At 54.2% G+C, this 21374-nt stretch carries 21 protein-coding genes; 14 read left to right on the top strand and 7 right to left on the bottom strand.

The window, feature by feature from the left end; all coding sequences use genetic code 11:
* The first annotated feature begins 37 nt into the window (after nt 1-37).
* The 11 genes from ACR0L4_RS14285 (at nt 38) to ACR0L4_RS14235 (ending at nt 9277) form a co-directional block, all read left to right on the top strand.
* On the top strand, nt 38-1348 hold the full coding sequence (locus tag ACR0L4_RS14285) for a uroporphyrinogen decarboxylase/cobalamine-independent methonine synthase family protein (protein ID WP_170686453.1): 1311 nt from the start codon (nt 38-40) through the stop codon (nt 1346-1348).
* 44 nt (nt 1349-1392) lie between these two features.
* Nucleotides 1393-1800: a glycine cleavage T C-terminal barrel domain-containing protein gene (locus ACR0L4_RS14280; RefSeq protein ID WP_254436290.1), complete on the top strand. Its 408-nt coding sequence runs from the start codon at nt 1393-1395 to the stop codon at nt 1798-1800.
* 15 nt (nt 1801-1815) lie between these two features.
* A complete protein-coding gene (locus ACR0L4_RS14275) occupies nt 1816-2814 on the top strand; it encodes a GlxA family transcriptional regulator (RefSeq protein ID WP_170431439.1) in 999 nt (332 codons plus the stop codon).
* Nucleotides 2815-3112: 298 nt separating this feature from the next.
* Nucleotides 3113-3382, top strand: a complete 270-nt coding sequence (locus ACR0L4_RS14270) for an NAD(P)-dependent oxidoreductase (RefSeq protein WP_480513666.1) — start codon at nt 3113-3115, stop codon at nt 3380-3382.
* Entirely contained in the window at nt 3372-4106 is a 735-nt protein-coding gene (locus ACR0L4_RS14265) for a cytochrome b561 domain-containing protein (protein WP_170686455.1), read from the top strand. Before ACR0L4_RS14270 ends, ACR0L4_RS14265 begins: the two co-directional genes overlap by 11 nt.
* Nucleotides 4103-4414: a tyrosine-type recombinase/integrase gene (locus ACR0L4_RS14260; protein WP_336509505.1), complete on the top strand. Its 312-nt coding sequence runs from the start codon at nt 4103-4105 to the stop codon at nt 4412-4414. The genes ACR0L4_RS14265 and ACR0L4_RS14260 overlap by 4 nt, the downstream gene beginning before the upstream one ends.
* A 535-nt stretch (nt 4415-4949) precedes the next feature.
* Entirely contained in the window at nt 4950-6254 is a 1305-nt protein-coding gene (locus ACR0L4_RS14255; protein ID WP_170432436.1) for an ABC transporter substrate-binding protein, read from the top strand.
* Between the two features lie 78 nt (nt 6255-6332).
* Entirely contained in the window at nt 6333-7238 is a 906-nt protein-coding gene (locus ACR0L4_RS14250; RefSeq protein ID WP_170432433.1) for an ABC transporter permease subunit, read from the top strand.
* A gap of 17 nt (nt 7239-7255) precedes the next feature.
* Entirely contained in the window at nt 7256-8056 is an 801-nt protein-coding gene (locus tag ACR0L4_RS14245) for a carbohydrate ABC transporter permease (protein WP_170686457.1), read from the top strand.
* A gap of 4 nt (nt 8057-8060) precedes the next feature.
* Complete coding sequence (locus ACR0L4_RS14240; RefSeq protein WP_170432429.1) at nt 8061-9116, top strand: ABC transporter ATP-binding protein; 1056 nt, start codon at nt 8061-8063, stop codon at nt 9114-9116.
* The gene (locus tag ACR0L4_RS14235; RefSeq protein WP_170432428.1) at nt 9113-9277 is read left to right on the top strand and encodes a hypothetical protein; all 165 of its coding nucleotides are present in this window, start codon (nt 9113-9115) and stop codon (nt 9275-9277) included. The genes ACR0L4_RS14240 and ACR0L4_RS14235 overlap by 4 nt, the downstream gene beginning before the upstream one ends.
* A 168-nt stretch (nt 9278-9445) precedes the next feature.
* On the opposite strand, the gene ACR0L4_RS14230 is transcribed toward ACR0L4_RS14235, so the two are convergent.
* Nucleotides 9446-10237 carry a helix-turn-helix transcriptional regulator gene (locus ACR0L4_RS14230; protein ID WP_170432426.1) on the bottom strand — a complete coding sequence of 264 codons (792 nt, stop codon included), beginning with the start codon at nt 10235-10237 and terminating at the stop codon, nt 9446-9448.
* 312 nt (nt 10238-10549) lie between these two features.
* Here ACR0L4_RS14230 and ACR0L4_RS14225 point away from each other — a divergent pair, with 312 nt between their 5' ends.
* The 3 genes from ACR0L4_RS14225 (at nt 10550) to ACR0L4_RS14215 (ending at nt 14087) form a co-directional block, all read left to right on the top strand.
* Complete coding sequence (locus tag ACR0L4_RS14225; protein ID WP_170686458.1) at nt 10550-11311, top strand: SDR family oxidoreductase; 762 nt, start codon at nt 10550-10552, stop codon at nt 11309-11311.
* Between the two features lie 93 nt (nt 11312-11404).
* Nucleotides 11405-13669 carry a propanediol/glycerol family dehydratase large subunit gene (locus ACR0L4_RS14220; RefSeq protein WP_170432423.1) on the top strand — a complete coding sequence of 755 codons (2265 nt, stop codon included), beginning with the start codon at nt 11405-11407 and terminating at the stop codon, nt 13667-13669.
* Nucleotides 13670-13673: 4 nt separating this feature from the next.
* Complete coding sequence (locus ACR0L4_RS14215) at nt 13674-14087, top strand: diol dehydratase small subunit (RefSeq protein WP_170432421.1); 414 nt, start codon at nt 13674-13676, stop codon at nt 14085-14087.
* 286 nt (nt 14088-14373) lie between these two features.
* On the opposite strand, the gene ACR0L4_RS14210 is transcribed toward ACR0L4_RS14215, so the two are convergent.
* From ACR0L4_RS14210 to ACR0L4_RS14185, 6 genes are all read right to left on the bottom strand, one after another.
* A complete protein-coding gene (locus tag ACR0L4_RS14210) occupies nt 14374-15096 on the bottom strand; it encodes an NAD(P)-binding domain-containing protein (protein ID WP_170686459.1) in 723 nt (240 codons plus the stop codon).
* A 123-nt stretch (nt 15097-15219) separates the two neighbouring features.
* Nucleotides 15220-16296, bottom strand: coding sequence for a beta-eliminating lyase-related protein (locus ACR0L4_RS14205; RefSeq protein WP_170686460.1), 1077 nt, complete (start codon nt 16294-16296; stop codon nt 15220-15222).
* Nucleotides 16277-16885: an aminomethyltransferase family protein gene (locus tag ACR0L4_RS14200; RefSeq protein ID WP_170686461.1), complete on the bottom strand. Its 609-nt coding sequence runs from the start codon at nt 16883-16885 to the stop codon at nt 16277-16279. The genes ACR0L4_RS14205 and ACR0L4_RS14200 overlap by 20 nt, the downstream gene beginning before the upstream one ends.
* Before the next feature lie 2 nt (nt 16886-16887).
* A complete protein-coding gene (locus ACR0L4_RS14195) occupies nt 16888-19755 on the bottom strand; it encodes an FAD-dependent oxidoreductase (protein WP_170686462.1) in 2868 nt (955 codons plus the stop codon).
* Entirely contained in the window at nt 19752-20021 is a 270-nt protein-coding gene (locus ACR0L4_RS14190; protein ID WP_237212687.1) for a sarcosine oxidase subunit delta, read from the bottom strand. The genes ACR0L4_RS14195 and ACR0L4_RS14190 overlap by 4 nt, the downstream gene beginning before the upstream one ends.
* Before the next feature lie 21 nt (nt 20022-20042).
* A complete protein-coding gene (locus tag ACR0L4_RS14185) occupies nt 20043-21281 on the bottom strand; it encodes an FAD-dependent oxidoreductase (protein WP_170686463.1) in 1239 nt (412 codons plus the stop codon).
* Between the last annotated feature and the right edge of the window lie 93 nt (nt 21282-21374).

The following is a 21374-nucleotide window of genomic DNA, read 5'->3' as shown; positions in this document are numbered from 1 at the left end:
GCGCTGTTGTAACTAAGCACAAAGGCTGGACCGCATCATGGTCGATATCGATACTTATGCCTTTCCCGAAGGACTCCGCCTGCTAGGGCGGTGGCAGTCAGGTGACTTGGATGCGAAACGAGAACTAACCGAAGTCATGGATGCGGCTATTTCGGGTGATTTAGATGAGAGTTTTAAGCTGACAGAATTGCCCGACCGAGTTCATTCAACCGCTTGTATGCAGATGCTTGGGTTGGGTGTACTACATGACCTCTATGGCATCGAATCGTGGGATTACTACAATGTCGACGCATATCGCTTTGTTCGCGCAAGTCTCGCTCTTTCCAAGTTGCTTGGTGTTGAAAAACCCTATGTAACTTGGGCGCTTTACGCGCTGACCTGTGAGCCTCTGGGTCAGAAAATGATGTATCCGGACAAATACCCACCGGGATCGGATCCGGATACCGTGCTGATCAACAAAAGCAACTGGCACGAACTTCAGACGCCCGATTTCACGACTGGCGTACCTAAAATGATCGACGAAATCCTGCGGGTGACAGAGGAGTTGACCGGGTTACCCCCGATGTTGCAGGTTTCGGCCCCTTATAGCCTTGCCGCCGATATCTACGGACAGGAACCCCTGTTGGACGACGTAGTTCACGACCCTGATATGGTGAATGCGCTGTTGGATCATCTCGGCGATGTCGTGTTGGGACCATGGATGGACCATTTCTACGAGAAATTTCCGAACGGTTGGGTCGAGTTGTCGGATGCATCGGGCTCGCCTTTCTTCATCGGGCCGGAAAACTGCAAAAACATGTCGATCCGAGCCATCAAACATATGTTGCGAGACAAGCCCTATGCGGACCGCGTTTTCTGCAACAACTATCGCGGTGATTTTACATCAGAGGTTAAGAAGAAGGATCGCAGATCCCGCCGCAAGACGCCTGAAGGCGCAAATTCTGAACGCGGCAGTCTGGTAGAATTGACCGATGCTAAAGTCAGCGTCAATCGTTACTTTATCATGCGATTGGATGCGGACAAAGTGGCTATCTCCTTCTACAAAGATCAGGCAATCCAACGCAATATGGCGCTGACTTCCGGCATCGGTTCGCCCCAGATTGACCGAAACAGTATCGAAGACATGGGCACGGTAAGAATTGAATTGGCAGAACTCGCCAAATCTCATGTTGACGCGATCAGACGTGTTTGTGAGGCAACTAATCTGCCCGGGGATACCTATGCCACCACCCCCTGGCCGAGCCATCTCTACTTCGAAGACATCAACAGCCAGTCTTCATTCGAATTGATCGAGGTAATATTGAACGAAGTTATTTACAGTGTCCCGTTTGAAGAACGCGCTCAATAGACTCTTCTTACCGGTGCAAAGGTATCTCTATCCTGTGGGGAATAATGCGCAAGCTGGTGCTGTCAGATAATTGCCAACTGGTCTCCGGTGAGGCTGGAAAGTCGCCTCTAGGTCGCGCAAAGACCGCGCTACTCAGCGAGTGCAGCCGCGCGGTTGCGCTTGAAATTTGGTCGGGAGTAGAGGCAACGCTGAAGGCGCGCGATGAGGGCGTTTCGCAGAAGCTGGTAATGATGACCATTGACACCGATGGGACCGACGCCGCGCATGACGAAGCGATCCTGCGGGACGGCAAACCTGTCGGTTACGTCAGTTCGGCCGGTTATGCACAGCATGTCGGCAGGTCAATGGCAATTGGCTATGTCGCCGCCCAGCGTGCGGCTCCTGGCACTACGCTCCAGGTGGAAGTACTGGGTAACTTCTACGACGCCAACGGCGCAAACATGCGTGCTTGATCGGGAGACAAACCTATGGGGCGACCAGAGAGAGGCATAAACGCGGTTCTAAGCGAACTTGTAGAGGTGAACCGCTTTGTATTCCTGTTAATGCCGGGATTTTCGGCATTAGAGCTCGGATCGGGAACCGACTCGCTGGCAGCGGCAAACGAAACGTTGGGTAGAGCCGCCTTTCAATGGAAAACCGTAAGCGAAACAGGGGACAGCATTGTATCTTCGTCAGGGCTGACAGTGGCCGTTGATAGCGCCTTGCCGGATGTTCAGCGTGGTGATTGCATCGTCGTTTGCAGCGCCTTCAATTCGAACCACTACCCAAAAACCGGGAAGGCTGTGGCGTGGTTAAGGCGCGCCGCGCGACAAGGCGCGCGAGTTTGTGGTGTAGGCGGCAGCGTTCTGTTTCTCGCTCGCATCGGCATCGCCAACGAAGGACGCATCAGCGCACACTGGAAAATGAAACCGGTCTTTGAAGAAGACTTTCTGGACCTTGAGCCAGCCTGCACAATTTTCGATGAGACCTCAGATATCGTTTCCTGTGGGGGTGGAGCCGCCACTCTGGACCTTTTTTCTGCGTTGATCCGCCGAAAAGCAGGTCCGGAAACTTCCAGTCAGGTCGCTGATCAACTCCTTTGTGGATCTATGCGTGACGGAAACTGCCGTCAGACCATCTCCAGTCTTCACGGCCCGAAACACAGAAACGAAAAGCTATTCATTGCGTTGAGTTATATGCAGGAAACCTTGGAAGAGCCTGTTTCACCGTCGGTTATCGCTCGTCAGGTTGGGATATCGACACGGCAGCTTGAAAGGTTGTTTGGCCGATATCTGGGAATGAGTCCAAAAACATACATGATGGTTCTAAGGCTCGAGAGGGCACGCGTATTGCTGCAGCAAACCCAGATGCGCGTGACCGACGTTGCCACGGCCTGTGGCTACTCAACACAGAGCCTGTTTTCCAAACACTACAGAAGGCACTTCGGCATAGCGCCTCGAGAAGAAAAGGTTGTGCTTGCGCACTAACTTCAGAGGTGTTGTCACGCTAACTTCCGGCCAACGAAAGTGTGCTGATATTCGGGTTTCAAGCTGCTCGAGTGCTGGCATTCCAGGCGTCAAATGCTTCGAGACTGCCCGGAGAAAACAATGCAAGCGCACGACCCGGCCATTCAACTGATACGCGCCCGAAAAGGTCAATGCTGTTATGGTAGGCGGCATCGTGCTGCATCACTACAGTATGAAAGCCACGCCATCGAGTGATTCTGCGTAAACAATAGACGCGCTTGCAAAAATTGGGATTGTCTCGCGTCTTGCTGTTAGATCCTTGTTGCAGCGAAAGGGCGATTTGAATTTCACCAGAATTGGTGGTGCAGGGTTGGATTGCCTCGCATCAGAACCACCCAATACCGATCATACGCTTTTTTCTCTGCCAAATGTGGTTTTCAGCCCGCACTCTGCTGCGCTTAGCGCGGAATCGACACGCTCAATGGGCGTTGTGTCTGCTCAGAATGTTCTTGCGGGCTTGAAAGGGCAACTAAATCCGACATTGATTTTCAACCGCTGCCAATTGGATGAGACCGGGCATGGAGTATGAGATTCCAAAGGAGGGTTATCTTCCATTCCTCTCTGAACCGATCACTATTCATTGGGGCAACCACGCAATTCTGATGTTCGTTCTCTGGTTCATACTTGTGCCGGCAATGATTCTTTTGCTGCGTTTCGGCAAAGTGCGACCCACGACCTACGGTATGAAGGGGGGGATACCGAAATTTTCCCGGCCAGAGTTTCCCTGGACGATGCACAAGATCGTGCTGTACACGGTGATCATTTTGGCGATCGGGGGAGTTTGTTTTGCGATGCTGCTTTCCGGAGGTTTTTCCGGCACAATGCATTCGTATTTCGGTTTGGCCACTCTGATACTTGGGCTCTTGCAAGGGGTTTCGGCTTGGTTCAGGGGTACTCATGGGGGACAAAGGGGCTCGGAGGCTGATCAGGAAGATCGCTCCTCATGGGGCGGTGACCATTTTGACATGACACCCCGACGGTGGTGGTTTGAAGCCTATCACAAAACGGCGGGATATTTTGTACTGTTCTGCGCGGGCGGAGCTGTTGCAACAGGGCTTGCCCAATACTGGATGCCGGGCATTGCAATCGCGTTTGTTGTGGTGGTTCTGTTCGGGTTGATTTGCGCCATTGTTCTGCAGGGCAGTGGACGCAATCACGATACCTACACATCCGTATACGGCTACCACCCGGAACACCCATTTAACAAACGTCGCTTTCAATCCATGATTCGTTCCAGGCGGGACGAACCATAAATTCGGGAATTCAGGGTAGCGCGTACCGCCGTTTCATGTTTCCCAGCAGGTTTCATGACCGCCCGCATATCTCGACGCGCCAATATGGCCGGCTTGTGAGGGATTGGGTTGCCGCGATTGGGCTGGAACGCAGCGGATATGGCACCCATTCGCGGCGCCGGACCAAAGCAGCAGAAATCTACTGCAAAATCGGAAACCTCAGAGCGGTTCAACTTCTGCTCGGACACACAAAGGTAGACAGCATTGTCAGATACCTTGGCGTCGAACTTGAAGATGCGCTAAGCATCGCCGAGCAAATCGACATTTGAACTATGTTGGCGGGCGGCACTTGCCGTTCGCCAATCCTGAGCGGACCTACATTTGCACTGCAGCGGTGGGTCGGATCGAGCCTAACCTGTCAGTTTGGTTTTTTCGCTGCGCGTACTCACAGCATGAAATTTGCTGCATCTGTGCAAATTTGAACGCTGCGTGGCAGTGGGAAAATCATCATCGACTTTCAGTTGATGATGAGCGTCATGAGCCGGTAACCAATTTACACGTATAACAAATGAAGTACCTCATATGCGATATATGCAGTAAAACAAAAATTTAATAATATTTCTTTAGTTAATATGGTATCGCATCAATCTGTGTTTGCGGGAAGCAGAGGAGAATTACGGGCTAGAGGATTGAGCAGGGAAGGCATCGGGCACAACACTCACAAAACGCCTCGAAACGGGAGGCAACACACCATTTAACCAAAGGGAGAAAATCATGGTTGGTAGAAGTTTAGTGGGTCGATTTGTTCGATCAAGCGCCTCCTTGGCAGTCTGCGGGCTGCTGGCGCTTCAGGGAACGGAGGCCATGGCCTGGTCGCTAGAAGAGGCCGCCGCGCCATATGAGGGAACTACGATTCGGACTGTGGGCGAAGCGCTTCCACCGCTGGAGGCTATGGCCAAGCTGAAAAGTGAATTCGAGAGCCGGACCGGCATCACCGTCGAGATCGAGATGTATGAGCATTCCGAGGCGGTCAACAAGGTCATGCTGGACCTGAACTCGCGCCGCGGACGCTACGATTTCATTCTGCAGCCGCACCGCGAACTAGGCCGTTTTGTCGCCAATGGCCATCTCGAGCCGGTCGAAAGATTCATGAATGACCCAAGCCTGCGCGATCCTTCTTTTATGCCAGAGGAACAGCTTTATCAGGGCTTGTGGCATGAAATCTCTTGGTATGAAGGTCAGGTCTATGGGTTCCCGTTCACTGCACTTAACATGTACATGTGGTACCGAGATGATCTGCTCAATGATCCGAATGAGAGAGCCGGGTTCAAAGAAAAATACGGCTATGAGCTGAAGCCGGCGACCACCTGGCAGGAATACACCGATATCGCCGAGTGGTTTCATCGACCGGATGAAGGCTTTTACGGTACGGCCCTGCAAGGCAAGCGCCACGAAGCGCTGTGGTACGAATGGCTGAACTTCCTCTACAGCTTCGGTGGCGACATGCTGGAAACGAATTCCGGAAGTGAGTGCGGCCCGGTTGTCGTCAACAGCCCTGAAGCGATTGCATCACTTGAATACTACAAGAGCCTGTTGGCCTATTCGCCCGCGGATTCCCTCAACTACACCTGGGATGAGGTCATGGCGTTGATGCAGCAGGGCAAGGTGTATCAGATGATCATGTGGAATGACGCGACTTATGCCGTCGCCGAAGATCACGAGGCCAGCACCGTTGCAGGAAAGATGGGGTTTGACATTGTTCCGCCACAAGCGAATGGAGAGCCTGTGGGCCAGGTTGAAGGTTGGACCTACCTTATCCCGGCGGGTTCGAAGAACCAGGAAGCCGCCTATCTGTTCATCCAGTGGATGATGGAGGAAACCCAGCAGCTCAATCAGCATCTGAACGGTGGCGCAACGGCCCGACCAGACGTCTACGCACACCCTGATGTGCAGGCCATCAGCTACTCTCAGGCGTCGATGGACACCAACGCGGCAGCGCGGCCAAAGCCGACGATCCCGGAATCGCCGCAGATCACCGATATTCTGGTGCGTGAGCTGAGCAGTTACCTGTCTGACGCGAAGAATGCCAAAGAGGCCCTGGATGATGCGGCAGTGGAAATGTCCGAGCTTCTCGGGGACTGCGCACCGCTCAAGTATCCGGTGGAATAGTGTGTTCATAGAACTGCAAACTGTTGAAACCTAGTAGAGGCTGGAACCGAAATGCGAACAAACAGGATAATTGAGAGGGTGCTGGATCACGGAGTAGCACCTCTGTTGCTGGTTCCCTCCGTTATCCTGCTCTTCGTCATTCTTCTGGGACCGTTCCTCTACATGGTCTGGACCGGCTTTACGGATCTCCACTATGCGCTGCCAAACCGGGATGGCGCATTTGTAGGGTTCGCAAATTTCCGGAGACTGATGCAGGACGACCCCATTTTCTGGCATAGTTTCTGGTTGACCATGAAGTTTGTCTTTGGGGTCGTCTTGGTCGAATTCATGTTTGGTCTGGGCTTGGCGTTGCTGCTTTTCCACTACATCAAGCAGCATCGCTTCATCCTGACTCTGCTGCTCGTCCCCATGATGCTGGCACCGATTGCAGTCGGACTGATCTGGAAGCTTTTGCTTTCGGGCGATTTCGGGATGTTCACTTACTATTTGCGGTACTTCGGCCTTGCCGATCAGCAAACGTCCATTCTGGGCAATCCGTCACTGGTCATGCCGGCAATCATGCTGATCGATGTCTGGCAATGGACACCGTTTGTAACCTTGGTCATCCTTGCTGGTCTGCTCAGCTTGCCAAAGGAACCATTTGAAGCCGCCATAATGGATGGTGCACGGCCTTTGCAGATTTTCAGAGATGTCACGCTTCCTCTTCTGCGCCCAATCATCGCGCTTGTCCTTTTACTACGCGGAATTGATGCGTTCAAAGAGTTCGATAAGGTATTCATCCTGACCGGCGGAGGTCCCGGCATCTCTACGGAAATGCTGTCGATTTACACCTATCGAATCAACTTCAGGGACTGGGATCTTGGCTATGGGGCGGTGTGTGCCTTCATGGTGTATCTCGTCGTCCTGATCATGTGCTCGGTTTTCTACAAGGCCGTGTACTGGAATGAAGGCCGCTCGAAAACGGTCGGAAAGGCAGCATCATGATAAGCCGAGGCTGGAAAATGGCGATGGTGGCAACGCTGATCGCTATTCTGATCTTGTTCCTGACGCCCTATCTCTGGATTGTCATGACATCCTTCAAAACACGTCTTGATATATTGTCAGACGCACCCCTTTGGTTCTTCACACCGACCTCGGAGAACTACCCAACGATTTTCATCGACAAGAATTACCTGCCACTGGTCTGGAACTCCATGATTGTGGCTTCGTTCAGCACAATATTGTCGCTGGCGTTTGGCACACCGGCCGCCTACGTGTTTGCCCGGTATGATTTTCCTGGAAAAGAAGACCTGTTCTTCTTCTTTCTGACCACACGCATGGCCCCCCCGATTTCCATCGTCGTGCCGATGTTCCTGTTGTTTTCGGTGCTGGGGCTAACGGACAAGCCGATTGCCGTCATTCTTGCGCATACGACCTTCAATGTCTCTTTAGTGGTCTGGATGATGCGCGGTTTTTTCGCCGATATTCCCAGAGAGATCGACGAAGCTGCGATGATGGATGGCCACACGCGTGGTGGTACATTCCTGAGGGTCTTGCTCCCCCTGGCGGCGCCCGGACTCGCGGCAACCGCAGTTCTGTGCTTCATCCTCAGCTGGAATGAATTCCTCTATGCGTTCATTCTGGTCGCCTTTGAAGGGCGGACACTGACGGTTGGCATCCCCGGTCTGGTTACGCCACATGGTACGCTTTGGGGGCAGGTAGCCGCAGTTGCAGTCGTTGCAACTCTGCCGATCATCTTCTTCACATTCCTGGTGCAAAAACACCTCGTTCGAGGCCTCACCTTCGGCGCAGTAAAAGGATAAGACTATGGCTGTTTCCTATAACCAGATCAGCAAGGTTTTCGGTGATGGCACCGTTGCGCTGGACAATCTCAATTTGGAATTCGAGAAGGGTGAGTTCATCGTTCTGCTGGGCCCATCGGGCAGCGGTAAAACAACGGCATGCCGAATCCTCGCCGGTCTCGAAGAAGCAACGGGCGGTTCCGTGACCGTAGACGACCTTGAGGTTACGAGTTTGCCGCCGCGAGAACGAAACATGGGAATGGTGTTTCAGAACTATGCTCTTTATGGGCACAAAACAGTTTACGAAAACATTGCTTACCCGCTTCGCATACGAAAAATCGACAACGGCAACATCGACAGTCGCGTCCGTGCGATTGCGAAAGTTCTGCAAATTGAAAGCTATCTGGACAGACGGCCAAGCCAGCTTTCAGGCGGGCAGGCACAGCGCGTTGCAGTTGCCCGTGCACTCGTCTGGAATCCGGAAATTTGCCTGATGGATGAACCGCTGAGCAATCTGGATGCGCTGCTTCGGCTAGAAACCAGAACAGAGTTGAAACGCCTGCATGGCGATCTGGGCCAGACCTTTGTCTTCGTGACCCACGACCAAGAAGAGGCAATGACTCTTGGCACCCGAATAGCGGTTCTGAACGGTGGGAAGCTGGCACAGTTCGACACGCCGCGACGCGTATACCATGAACCGGCGACACGGTTCGTCGCGGAATTTATCGGGCGACCTGCGATGAACGTTCTGGACGGCGAAGTTGCGGGTGGCGTGTTCAGGTCGGGAACGTTCGAATTACCGGTCACGGGACAACCGAACGGGCCGGTAGCCCTTGGCGTCCGACCTGAACAGATATTGCTTCAGGAAGCACCTACAGATCAAACTGTCAGCTTTGATCTAGACGTTTTGGAACTGGTCGAACCCGACGCTTTGATGTTCGTCAAGAAAGACAACACCTCTCTGGTTGTACGCGTCATGCATGACACTACCGGTCTTGATCGCAGCTCCCAAATTCATCTGGAGTTTCCGGAACATACTCGCCATTTCTTCGAAATCAGTGACGGGCGGCGTAGGTCATGAGCTCTATAGTCCATATTGTCCCGATCGTTGTCGCTGCTTTTTTCTGGTGTTTGCTCAACGCACTCAACCGTCGTAAGGGCTGGTTTCGGATCGGTGAGATCATCTTCTGGGATGTCATCATCCTGATTCTTGTCTTCCTGATCTGGCTGATCTGGTTTTAGCTGAACTTTGATGAAATGACCGTTCTTCTGTTACGCAAACTCGAAGCGGATATGAAACACAATCAAGAAATATCTCCCTGAACTGGCGGTTGGTGGTTTTACCGCCGCCGTTTTTTCTGATGTTCTATTGCCAACCGTCACGCAGTGACCGCCTTTGGAATTGCTTGATCAGGGAGAGTTTTCCAGCAGAGTGTCAATAAACTCGGAAAACAGTTCGCCCTGAGATCGGATTCGCAGTTTGGAATAGATATTTCGACGATGTATGCGCACGGTGCCGGGTGAGATTTCCAAAATTCGTCCAACGGCAGCAGCGGAATGACCTTTAAGCGTGAATTCGGCCACTTCCTTTTCCCGGGGCGTGAGCAGTCCAAGGCCGAATTGCTGAAATGCAAGTTCCAGGCTTCCCTCGCCACTATCAGCCTTCTTATCTGCACCCGGAGCGCCAAACTTTTGCGCCAGATCAGACCAATGCTGTTCACACGCGGCCAGAACGATGGGAGCGTATCTGTTCAGGTCACGACATTCTTTGACGGTGAATGCCTTTTGGGCACGCATCAGTGACACAACCACAACTGCAGCGTCGGGCAAGTTCACAAAAAATGCGATCTCCTCCGCGAGGTCGGTCTGCACGTAGTAGTTGCGAAAATATTCACCCTGATAAAACCGGTCCGGAGCCAGGTCACGCAGGCGGTAAAGTCCCGACTCGTTGGGATTGGTCGTGGCAAGGAAAAAGGGATCCAGAAGGTATGGCCCTTCCTGGTAGTCTTCGACAAAGATCTTTCTCTTTTTGCGTGGGAAATCATCGTAGAGATCAAGCGGCCGTGCCGATCCGTGATAACCGAATACTACGGTGTAGTCGAAAGGGACGATCTCCTGAAGCGCAGCTGACAAACTGGCTCCGAACGCAGTTTTTCCGATATCACCGATCAACTGCCCTGTGGGATCAAAGTCAAATTTCATAGACGGTGCTCCACTTCATCGTGCCACGTATTGCATTGTGCATACCCATTTTGAGATATATACATCAATGCGCTATTTTTATACAATTTTTTAAATATCAGCGGTATCTCATGGTTGAGCTTAATGCCAGCTCCGGTTGCTGATGAGGGAAGGCAGTAAGATCATGCAAGTGAGGAGAGCGCCGCCCCGATTGTTGATTGAAAGTTTGTCAATGACCCAAATTGCGGCGGTGGCCGTTCCTCTGAGGGTTGGAAGGATGCTGGAAACGTGAACGGAATTGCAACGCAAACTATGTCAAAATCTCCTGCGGACATGGTCTCGCTGAACGGTCGAATTGCCCTGGTAACTGGTGCGGGCTCAGGGATTGGGCGGGCCGGGGCGCTCGCAATGGCGCGGTGTGGCGCACATGTTGTCGTGTCAGATCGTGATGGAGATTTGGCCGCGGCTGTTCAGAACGAGATCGTGGCCAAAGGCTTCCATGGCTCGTCACGCCAGCTGGATGTCGGCGAGGACGCGGCGTTGGAAGCAGCGGTTCTTGAAACGGCGGAAGAACATGGCCGCCTTGATATTCTTCATTCCCATGCAGGAATTCAAGTCGAAGGGTCGCTCGAAGAGGTTGCCCCGGAGGGGATGGATGCGAGCTGGGCAATAAATGTACGAGCCCATTTCATTGCTGCCCGAGCCGCAATTCAACCTATGAAACGACAGGGCGGCGGCAGCATTATTATCACAGCATCCAATTCTGGCATCCAATATGATCGAGGCATGATTGCGTATGCGACGACAAAGCACGCGGTTGTTGCGATGACGCGACAGATGGCGGCTGACTATGCCAATCTCAACATCCGTTTCAACTCTCTTTGCCCGGGCTTTGTGGACACACCGTTCAATGCCGGCTTCGAGGTTCAGATGGGAGGGCGAGGTGCGTTGGAACAGTATGTTAAGGACAACATTCCAATGGGTCGGTGGGCGACATGTAGTGAAATCTCAGATGCTATTGTATTTCTTGCCTCCGATATGTCTTCGTTCATGACGGGTCATGCGCTGGTCGTAGATGGCGGGGAATGCATCTAGTTCTGAAATCAAACGCGTAACAGTAGCGCAATTCGCCAGAATACATCGGCCGCGCTGCTCAATCGGAGCGGCATTGCAACAAGGAGATAAGCCATGGCCAACACCTCTGACACCAATCGCTGGCGGCGCTTTTCCGATTGGGACGATAGAATGCTCCGCCTTGATCTCTTCGCAGAAGAAGAGCCCGAGGCTGGGTTTTCGGTTTTCAAAAGCCCTTATGATCCCACGCCTGCCGTTACGATCAAAGGCGGACGTGTTGTCAGTCTGGATGGCAAGTCTGAAAAGGACTTCGACATTCTGGACGAATTTATCGCACGCCATCATTTGGATCCGGACCTGGTTGAAGAGGCCATGGCCATTGATGATGGTGAAATTGCTAGGATGCTGGTGGATATCAATGTTCCCAGAGAAAAGCTGGAGCGGCTGGCGCGCGGCATGACACCGGCAAAACTTGCCAACGTTGTCGCGCATCTTTCGTCGCTTGAGGTCGCGTTTGCATATTCAAAAATGCGACAGCGTAAGACCCCAGGCAATCAGGCGCATGTCACTAATGCCAAGGACGATCCGCTGCAATTGGCCGCGGACGCGGCAACTGCTGCGGAATTGGGTTTTGACGAACTCGAGACAACGATGCGCGTTTCTTCGAATTCTTGGGCCAACGCGCTTGCTTGTACGGTCGGAGCCGCCGTCGGTCGCGGAGACGCCCTGTTTCAGTGCTCTATTGAAGAGGCGGAAGAATTGCAGATCGGAATGGCCGGCCTGGCAACCTATGCAGAGACCATTTCTGTATACGGAACAGAAAATGCTTTTATTGATGGTGACGACACGCCTTGGTCCAAAGCGTTCCTCACGGCGGCTTACGCGTCGCGCGGAATTAAGGCGCGATGCACGTCGGGGGCGGGTGCCGAGCTTCTTATGGGGTTTCACGAAAAGAAGTCTGTACTCTATCTCGAAGCCCGGTGCCTTTGCGTGCAGCGCGCAATGGGCATTCAGGGCACGCAAAATGGCGGCGTGGATGGCGCGGCTTTGACCGCATCGATGCCGGGCGGGGTCAGAGAACTTATGGCCGAGAACCTGATCGCTGTTTGGCTTGGTTTGGAATGTGCATCTGGCAACGATGCCCGCACCAGTGAATCTGAAATACGTGTTGGCGCCAAGATCACGCCACTTCTGCTGGCAGGTTCCGACCTGATCACCAGTGGGCAGGGATCGATCAATAAATATGACAACACATTTAATGCCTCTTTATTCAACGGTGAAGAGATCGAGGAATACCTGACGCTGCAACGAGACTTCGAAGTCGATGGCGGATTGACACCACTTGACGAAGAGCGCGCACTTGGAGTGCGAATTCGCGCTGTAGAGGCTTTGACTGCGGTGTTCGAAGAGCTCGGTCTGGCCGATGTTACAACATCAATGATTCAATCTGTGGTCTTTGCCTCGGGCTCAGATGACACGGAAAGTTTCACTGCCGGTGAGGTCACTCCGATTAGCGAAGCCATCAAGAGCCGGAAAATCACTGCCGTGGACGTTGTTCGCGCCCTGGCCAAACGTGGCTTCCGCGAGGAGGCCGAGAACCTCCTTTTCATGCTGAAGCAGCGCGTGACCGGCGACTACCTGCAAACCTCTGCGATCTTCCGCGGTGGCAAGATCATCAGCGCACTGAATGACCCCAACGATTATAGCGGCCCGGCAAGCGGCTATCGTATGGACGAAAAACGCTGGGCAGATGTAAAATCCGTCCGGGGAACCCTGACGAAGGAAAGCGTTCTTGCAACGGAAGCTCTGGGAAAGGAGAAATTCCCGGATTGGCTTTTTGACGCGGGAACCGCGGAGCCCGGTGAGGACCGACATGAGGTTGTCATTGGCGTCAGTCCGGCTTTCGGGACAGAGATGCACAGAACGTCTGCGGGCCATGGCCTGCCCGATGTTGTCAACGCTATTGTATCGGGCATTGAAGACGCTGGCGGCAATGCAAGGCTGGTGCGGATCATGCATACGGCCGATACATCTTTTGTTGGTTTATCGGCGGCTAAGCTGTCTGGTTCAGGGATTGGCATTGGCATTCAATCGAAAGGCACCGCCGTCCTGCACCGTTCCGATCGCTTGCCGCATTTGAACCTTGAGTTGTTTTCGAACGCGCCGTTGGTTCTGCTCGATCATTACAAGCTACTTGGCAGGAATGCGGCCCGCCACACCTTCGGAGAGGCACCGGAGCCGGTTGTTGTCCCCTTCCGGGGCGAGGCACTCTCGGCCCGTTTCCATGCGCGTGTTGCTATCCTCTTCGCATTGGAAACTGAGATGACCGACCCCAAGGCAAAACCCATTCAACTCACGTTATCGCCCAAAGGAGCGTAGTGCCATGTCGGTTAAAGACCTTTACCCACTTGCCGAGAACGCGCCTGATCGGGTCAAAACACCAACCGGCAAACTTCTGTCAGACATCACGCTGGATGCAGTTCTGGCTGGGGAGGTGACAGCGGCTGACCTCGCAATCACTCCTGAAGCTCTGCATTTGCAGGCAGAAATAGCACTTGCCGGGGGCCGCCGCACCCTTGCCGAGAATTTTCACCGTGCGGCCGAACTCGTTGCGATCCCTCAAGACGTTATCATGGAAACCTATGAAATGCTGCGTCCGGGACGGGCCGATTTGGAAATGCTTCACGCGCAGGCCGATGTTCTCCGGTCCATCTATAAGGCAGAACTTTTGGCGAAGTTCATTGAAGAAGCCGCAACGGTTTATGAACGTCGTGGAATTTTCGAAAAAAGATACTGATTTGAGTACGTGTCGATAGCGGTTCGGCTATGAGACGACCCAGCGAATTCAGAGACCGGCTTGGCTAACTTTGCAATATAGCTAATCCGTGCATTGCGGTACGCGCAATTTTAGCGAATTTCAAAAAGTGCTTCGGCGGCATTGTGCTGCATGCGCACGCAGCGCGCCGCTCCGCTGCACTGCCGAAAAACTAAAGAATGGAGGCCGCTCATTGGCGTTCGGGCCACTTTGGTTTCGCCAGCCACTGTCGTCTGTTCTGCCCTTATGGATCATGCTCTACAGCTGCTCATAACTTGGAAAGCCCCTGTTTAAGCTGCTCCGTGAAGCCCGAAGTTTCCATATAATTCCGCAGGCGCTGGTTATATCCTCCGGGTGTGTTCAGTGCCCGGATCAGGTGCTGGCAATCCGGAGTGGCTTGCAGGCTAGAGCCGACCAAAGCACGTAAAAACGCTTCGCCCTGCGCAGCATCTTTAACATTTTCTCCCAGCCATTCTCCGGCTTTCTGCACCATGACTGTTGCCGGTGAAAGCACAGCCTGAGCGGCGAGATAGGCGGCAAGTTCACTTTGATCCGCTAGTTGGAAGATAGAATTGCGAGCCCCAAAAAGCGCATTGGCGATTGCAGCATCGCCCAGTATCAAGATCGGAGATCCGCCTGTGGCGATTCCAGGAAAAGGGATCATATTTGCGACAGCAGTCGCCGGCGCAACCATTTCTCGCAAATCTGAGAGCGTCGGGCCGGACATGAGTGATATGATCTTTTGGTCTGGCCTGAATGTCAGGGAAGAGAGAACGGGCCTTGCTTGTTCAGCCACCAGACCCAGGAACACGATGTCACTCGCATCAAGGACCTCTTGATTGTCAGCAACAGTCACATTTTCATATTTTCCAGCGAGCCGGGAAGAGTGCGCCTCTCCGCGGTGTGAAACGGTGATTTGGTGGCCGTCCTCAGCAATCCCATCGACAACGGCGGCGGCTATGGTACCTGTTCCAACAATTCCGATTCTCATGGTAGAACTCACTCTCCTCCAGTTTGTTGCATTGACAAAATTCTAAAAGTCTACGCTCAAAGCATTTGTTATCTCCCGGCATCAAATCTGCAGCGGTGCGTGAAAAAGCCTCGGATAAGCGCCCTAATTGCAGTTTTTCGAAAAATTACGACAGGTATGTTCAAAAATTTCCAAGTGGGATTCCTCATCCGCATAGGACATCACAATGCGCACTCCATTGCCTTGCCCGTCACAAACCCAGGGACGCAGGGACAATCCTACCTTTACTAGCGCTGCCTCTAGCGCAAGCGGCAACTGAACAAAGACTTCGTTGATATGCACCGGATGGACAACTTCGACCCCTGGGCAGGCGTGCAAGGCAGCGAGGATACGTGTGGCATTGCCATTGGCGCGGGCCGCATTTGTCCGCCACAGATCATCCTCCAAATGGGCAAGGAGCTGGGCGGACATGTAGCGCATCTTCGACGAAAGGTGCCCTGCTCGTTTATGCATGAAGCGCAGCGCCGCGCCGATGGCCGGATCAAATGTGATCACGGCTTCAGCGTTCATCGTGCCATTTTTGGTGGTGCCGTAGGTCAGCAGATCAACACCCGCCTTCCAAGTCATTTCCGCAGGGGAACAGCCCAGGTGGACGAGCGCATTGGAAAACCGCGCCCCATCCAGATGGGTCTTCATGCCCGTACCGTGAGCGATGGCATTCAGTTCAGCTAATTCCTCCAACCCATAGGTGACACCGCATTCGGTGGCCTGGGTCAGACAAAGCGCGCTGGCCTGCATATGATGGGCGTTGCCGATGCCATGATCGGAGAGCGCCTGACGCAAGGCCTGCGGCGTGATCTTATTGTGCGCCCCGCTCAGTAAAGTCATGCGCCCACCACCAGAGTAAAACTCCGGCGCGCCACATTCGGTGGTGACCACATGAGCTAGGCGGTGGCAAAAGATAGTGCCATAGGGTGGCGTGATCGCGCCCAGAGCCAAACCGTTGCCTGCTGTACCCGTGGGCACGGGAAAGACAAAGGCTTCACGCTCGAAGAACTCGGAAAATGCCGGGTTCAAACGCTCGGTCCACTGATCCGCGCCATAAGCTGTCTCAACGCCAGTGTTGCAGGCGATCAAAGCCTGCATCACCTCGTCACAAACCGGTGCACCATTGTCCGAGTTAAACTGGTAGCTTGGCATCTCAGACAAATCCTCCGCCATATTCCGCCGCCGCATCTTGTAGGACATCCCACAGGTAATGGCCGGAAGCAAAATCGCTCAGCATATAAAGCCCGAACTCGCCGTTGCGATCCTGGCGCAGCAGGATGGCACCGAGCCGCGCAACTACGGTTTGCGCCACGTCCCCTTCCGCAAAGACGTCAGGCCGCAGATCCACACCACAAATCTTGGCCATCATCGACGGTACATCTGCGCCGGTGATCCACAGCCAACTATGGCTGTCTTCCCGAGGCAGCGGAAAGCCGATGCCCTGAGTGCTAGTGGACCGCGCTGTATCCCAGGCCTTCGTCAGATTTGCGCAGAAGGTGGAACGACCCTCTGGATCAGGCAGTGCCAGGTATTCCTGCCCGCCTAGCCAGGCGATGACTGTGCCATCGTCTTGAAAGGCGGCTTGGTTGGGGGCGTCTGGCATGGTGCCAACTTGAGATGCCAGCCAGTCGCGGGTGCCTCGGCCTTTGAAGCCGGTGCGCGGCAAGGCGGAAAGGTCGGTAATCTTCACACCGCCGCTGACTGTCGGGCGAGTGTCGCGCAAACGATGAGCAAAGGGGCTTTGTGCGATTGGATTGTCCATGATCACATCTCCTGCCGCTTGTTGTCGGGGTCGTAGAAATGGGGGGAGCAAACGGTTGCCTGATGCAGGCTTCCGTCACTGGCACGCAAGGTGATCTTCGCACCGGTCTCGCTGTCAGAGCGGGCCGCATAGGCCAGACCAATGACCTTGCCCACCGAAGGCGACTGACAGATCGACGTCACAAAGCCCGCGATCTCACCATTTTTGATCACCAGATTGCTTTCTTCCAATCCAGCCGTAGGCATCTCATCCAGGGAGAAGCCGACCAATTTACGATCCCTAAGCGTCTTGTTGCGCAATTCCAGACTGCGTTTGCCGACGAAGAATGGTTTCTTATTGGCCACCGCCCAGATCATGTCCAGCTCTTCCGGCGTGGTCATACCGTCGGTGTCCTGGCCAACAATCACATGGCCCTTTTCCAGTCGCATGACGCGTTGTGCTTCCAGCCCGAAGGGGCGAATGCCAAACTCGGCACCCGCTTCTGCAATAGCATCCCAAAGCGCCCCGCCATAACGCGCGGGCACATGGATTTCGTAGCCCAACTCACCAATGAAACCGACCCGGAAAGCCCGAGCGGGAATGCCTGCCACATGCCCCTCGCGATAAGCGAGATACGGGAAATCCTCAGCGCCAGTGGCGATATCATCTGTCAGCTTGTTAAGCACCGTACGGGCATTTGGTCCGGCAAGGTTCACGCCGGCATAGGCTGCGGTCACATTGGCAATATCCACGTCCAACCGCCATTGGGCGTTCCACCACAGCATATTACGGTAGATATTGTCGACGCCGGTGGTGGTTGCGGTGATGTAGAAGTAATCCTCGGCAATGCGGCAAGCCACACCGTCGTCAATCACTGTACCCGCCTCATTGGTCATCAGCAGGTAACGTGTTTTGCCGATGGGCAGTTTGGCATAGGCAAATGTGTACATCCGATTGAGGAATTCTGCCGCATCATGACCGCGCACATCCAACCCACCAAGCGTTGAAACATCGATCATACCGACGTTGGTGCGCGCATTACTGACTTCGAGCGCAATGGTCTTCTTAGCATTGCCCCGCCCATAATAAGCCGGACGTTGCCAATTCCCTGCCAGCAACCATTCTGCTCCGGCTGACTCATGCCGGGAATGCATCGGCGTGCGGCGCATCGGCGTGAACTTACGTCCCGCCAGCGTGGCAATCTTTTCCGTTGTAAAAGGTGGTCGCGCGGTGGTGACCCCCACTTCCGCAACAGAGCGGTCGGAGTGTTTGGCGACCAGGCGTGCGGTCGGCAGCGCCGCGTGCCGACCTTGGCTAGGCCCCATGCCAACGGTGGAGAAGCGTTTAACCAATTCCAGTTCGCGGTAGCCCTCGGCAACCGCATTCTTGATGTCCTTGATTTGCAGATCTTCGTCGAAATCCACAAAATCCTTGCCTTTAGGATGTGGGAAAATCGGCCAGGGGTAATTGGGCGAAGTGGCGCATTTGTCTGGCGCTTCCGGGGCATCAGCCTCCGACAGCCGGGCCGCAGCCCGCGCACCCATGGCCGTGCCATGAGCTACACAGCGCTCCAGCGCGTATCGGCCATCCATTGATCCAGCGAGACCAACGTCGGCGTTGTGCCCAGTGATCGAGAACATGGCCGTTTTATCGTCATACCCAACTTTGCCGCCAGCTTGCACAGCGAGCTGATAGGTTGGTGTGTAGCCCACCGACATGCAGACCAGATCGCACGGTAGCATCCGCTGCTTACCAGTCGCTGCACCCGCGTCGTCCAATTCGGCAATGGAGACGCCCCGCACATGCTTGTGGCCTGGCCCGGGCAAGGCCTCATAGATGCAGCAGCCATCGTGGATGGTAAGCCCCACTGTCTGAACCTGTGCCCGCAATGGCCCTTCCGCCTCCTTGCGCAGTTCGCAGACAGTGACGGAAACACCTGCATCCACCAAGTCAAGAGCCACACCATAGGCGTCATCGTTGCCCGCCAGAACAACTGCCGTCTGCCCCGGTGTGACACCGTAAGATTTTATCAAACGCTGCGCAGCGGAACCCTGCATAATCCCAGGCAGATCGTTGTTGCGGAATTGCGCGGGTTGTTCGATCAGTCCTGTGGCAAGCACCAACTGACGCGCCCGGATTTTGTGCAATCGGTTACCCTGGATCACCGCCAGCCAATTGTCGGCAAACCAGCCATTACAGACGGCGTCAGTCCAAGTCTCGATGTTTTCCATCGCCTCGACATGATCGATCAGGTCTTGCAAATTCATGCCGCGTGCATAGGTCGCCGCGCCGCCCAGCTGTGGATTTTCATCAACCAGCAGAACAGACCCACCCAACTTGGCCGCCTCTAGCGCCGCAGCCAGACCAGCAGGACCGGCACCCACCACAACCACATCATACCAGCCATAAGCTTTGTCGTGATAACCGTCTTCGGGCGCATTGATATCCATAGTGCCCAGACCCGCCTTGGCACGGATCAGCGGTTCCCAGATTTTCTCCCAGATGCCTTTAGGCTTATAGAAAGTGCGATAATAGAACCCCACAGGCATGAAACGCCCCATACGGTTCATGAAGAAGTCGCGATCTTTCTCCAAGGAACCGTTGACGTTTTGAGCCTTGATCTCTAGCCCTTCAGAAATCGGGTGACGGTCGGCAAAAACGCTGACCTCATTTCCGATCTGCACCAATGTATTGGCGTCCTGACCGGCCATGGTCAGCACCCCGCGCGGGCGATGGTATTTGAAGCTGCGCGACAGAACCCATTGCCCATTGGCCGCCAGGGCCGAGGCAATGGTGTCGCCCTGAACACCGGAGTAGCGTTTTCCCTCAAAGAAAAAAGTGATCGGTTTCGTGCTGTCGATCAGCGCGCCGGTTCGAGTGATTTGAGTCATGATCGGAGTTCCTCGGATGGGCGAAGGTCCTCGGATGGATAGGTTCGAAGGATTTCGTCTGTCACGGTGTTACGTTCGGCAATGAACCAGTAGTTGGTCGGCGTATGGCACCACCATTCGCGCACTACGCCAGCGGCGTTATTGGCGAGCCAGACGTACTCGGCCCAATCCTTGTCGGAAGTCTTGTCCGGGTCGGGATGGTTGTGGAATTCGCCGTAACAAATGAATTCGGAAATGTTGCGGGGTCCGTTCAACGGACAGTGCATGATTTTCAATTGCGTTGTCCCTTAGTGGCTGGCCGCTGTGGCACCCATTTCATTAACCAGGTCAAAAGTGTCGAAACGATCAAGGCGGAAGGGTTGGATCATTTCCGGCACCCGGTCTTCAGCAATTGCCTGTGCCAGATAGAAACCGCTGGCGGGGGTCGACTTGAATCCCCATGTGCCCCAGCCCGCATCCAGCCAGTAGTTGTCCAATGGCGAACGTCCCATGACCGGGCTGTAATCCGGCGTCATGTCGGTGATACCCGCCCATTGACGCAGAATTTTCAGATCCCCAATGAAGGGAAACATCTCCAGCGCGGAGGCCGCCAGACTTTCCTTCATGTCCAGCGTTGAGCGAGTGTTGTAGAGCTCATAAGGATCAGAACCCCCGCCAATCACCAGCTCGCCACGGGCGGATTGCGAAATATAGCAATGCAGCGCAGTGGAGGAGACCATCGGGTTTAGGAAGGGTTTCACCGGGTGGGTCACCATGGCCTGCAGCGGGAAGCTGCGGATCGGCAAGCGTAGCCCGGCCATGGCAGCCACAACCGAGGAATGCCCGGCCACACATTGCACCACAGCCCCAGCCGAGACATTGCCACGATTGGTCTGCACTTCTGTGACCTTATTCCTGTCCACTGTCAGACCAGTCACCTGAGTTTTCTGGTGCAATTCCACACCGCGGTCACAAGCACGGATGGCATATCCCCAAGCAACCGCGTCGTGCCGCGCGGTGGCAGCATCCGGGTGCCACAAACCTTTGAGGATTGGGCGACCTTCAATATCCAGGTTTAGACTGGGCACCAGCTCTTTGATCTGCTGACGATCCAAGATTTCGTTGCGTTCACCCAGAAATGTGCCACTGTCCGCCCGTAGGCGCAGCGCCCGCGAAACGCCATCGGAATGAGACAGGGTCAGCTGACCCCGGCGGGAGTACATCAGGTTGTAGTCCAGCTCGTTGGCCAGGCTTTCATAGAGCCGCATAGAAGCGGCATAGAACTTGATTGACTGCGAGGTGATGTAGTTGGAGCGGATCACCGTGGTATTGCGCGCTGTGTTGCCGCCGCCCAGGTAGCCTTTTTCTAGAATGGCAATATTTGTTATGCCGTGTTTCGTCGCCAGATGATAGGCAAGCGACACTCCGTGACCGCCGCCACCTATGATCACGACGTCGTAGTGTTTTTTCAGATCAGGGGTTCGGGGAATCTCCTCACGCACCGGATAGCGTCGAGAGAGACCGTATTTGAGTAGCGCCAGGACCATGAGGAGAGACCTTCTAGAGCTGGAGTTGTGCCGTTTCGTTGGCTACTAGCTCAGTGGCATATTCAACCATCGAAACCTTTGCGACTGATGTTC

The organism is Ruegeria sp. AB5 (genome assembly GCF_056542645.1).
The sequence above is the reverse complement of the archived record's forward strand: the minus strand, read 5'-3'. Positions and strand labels throughout refer to the sequence as shown.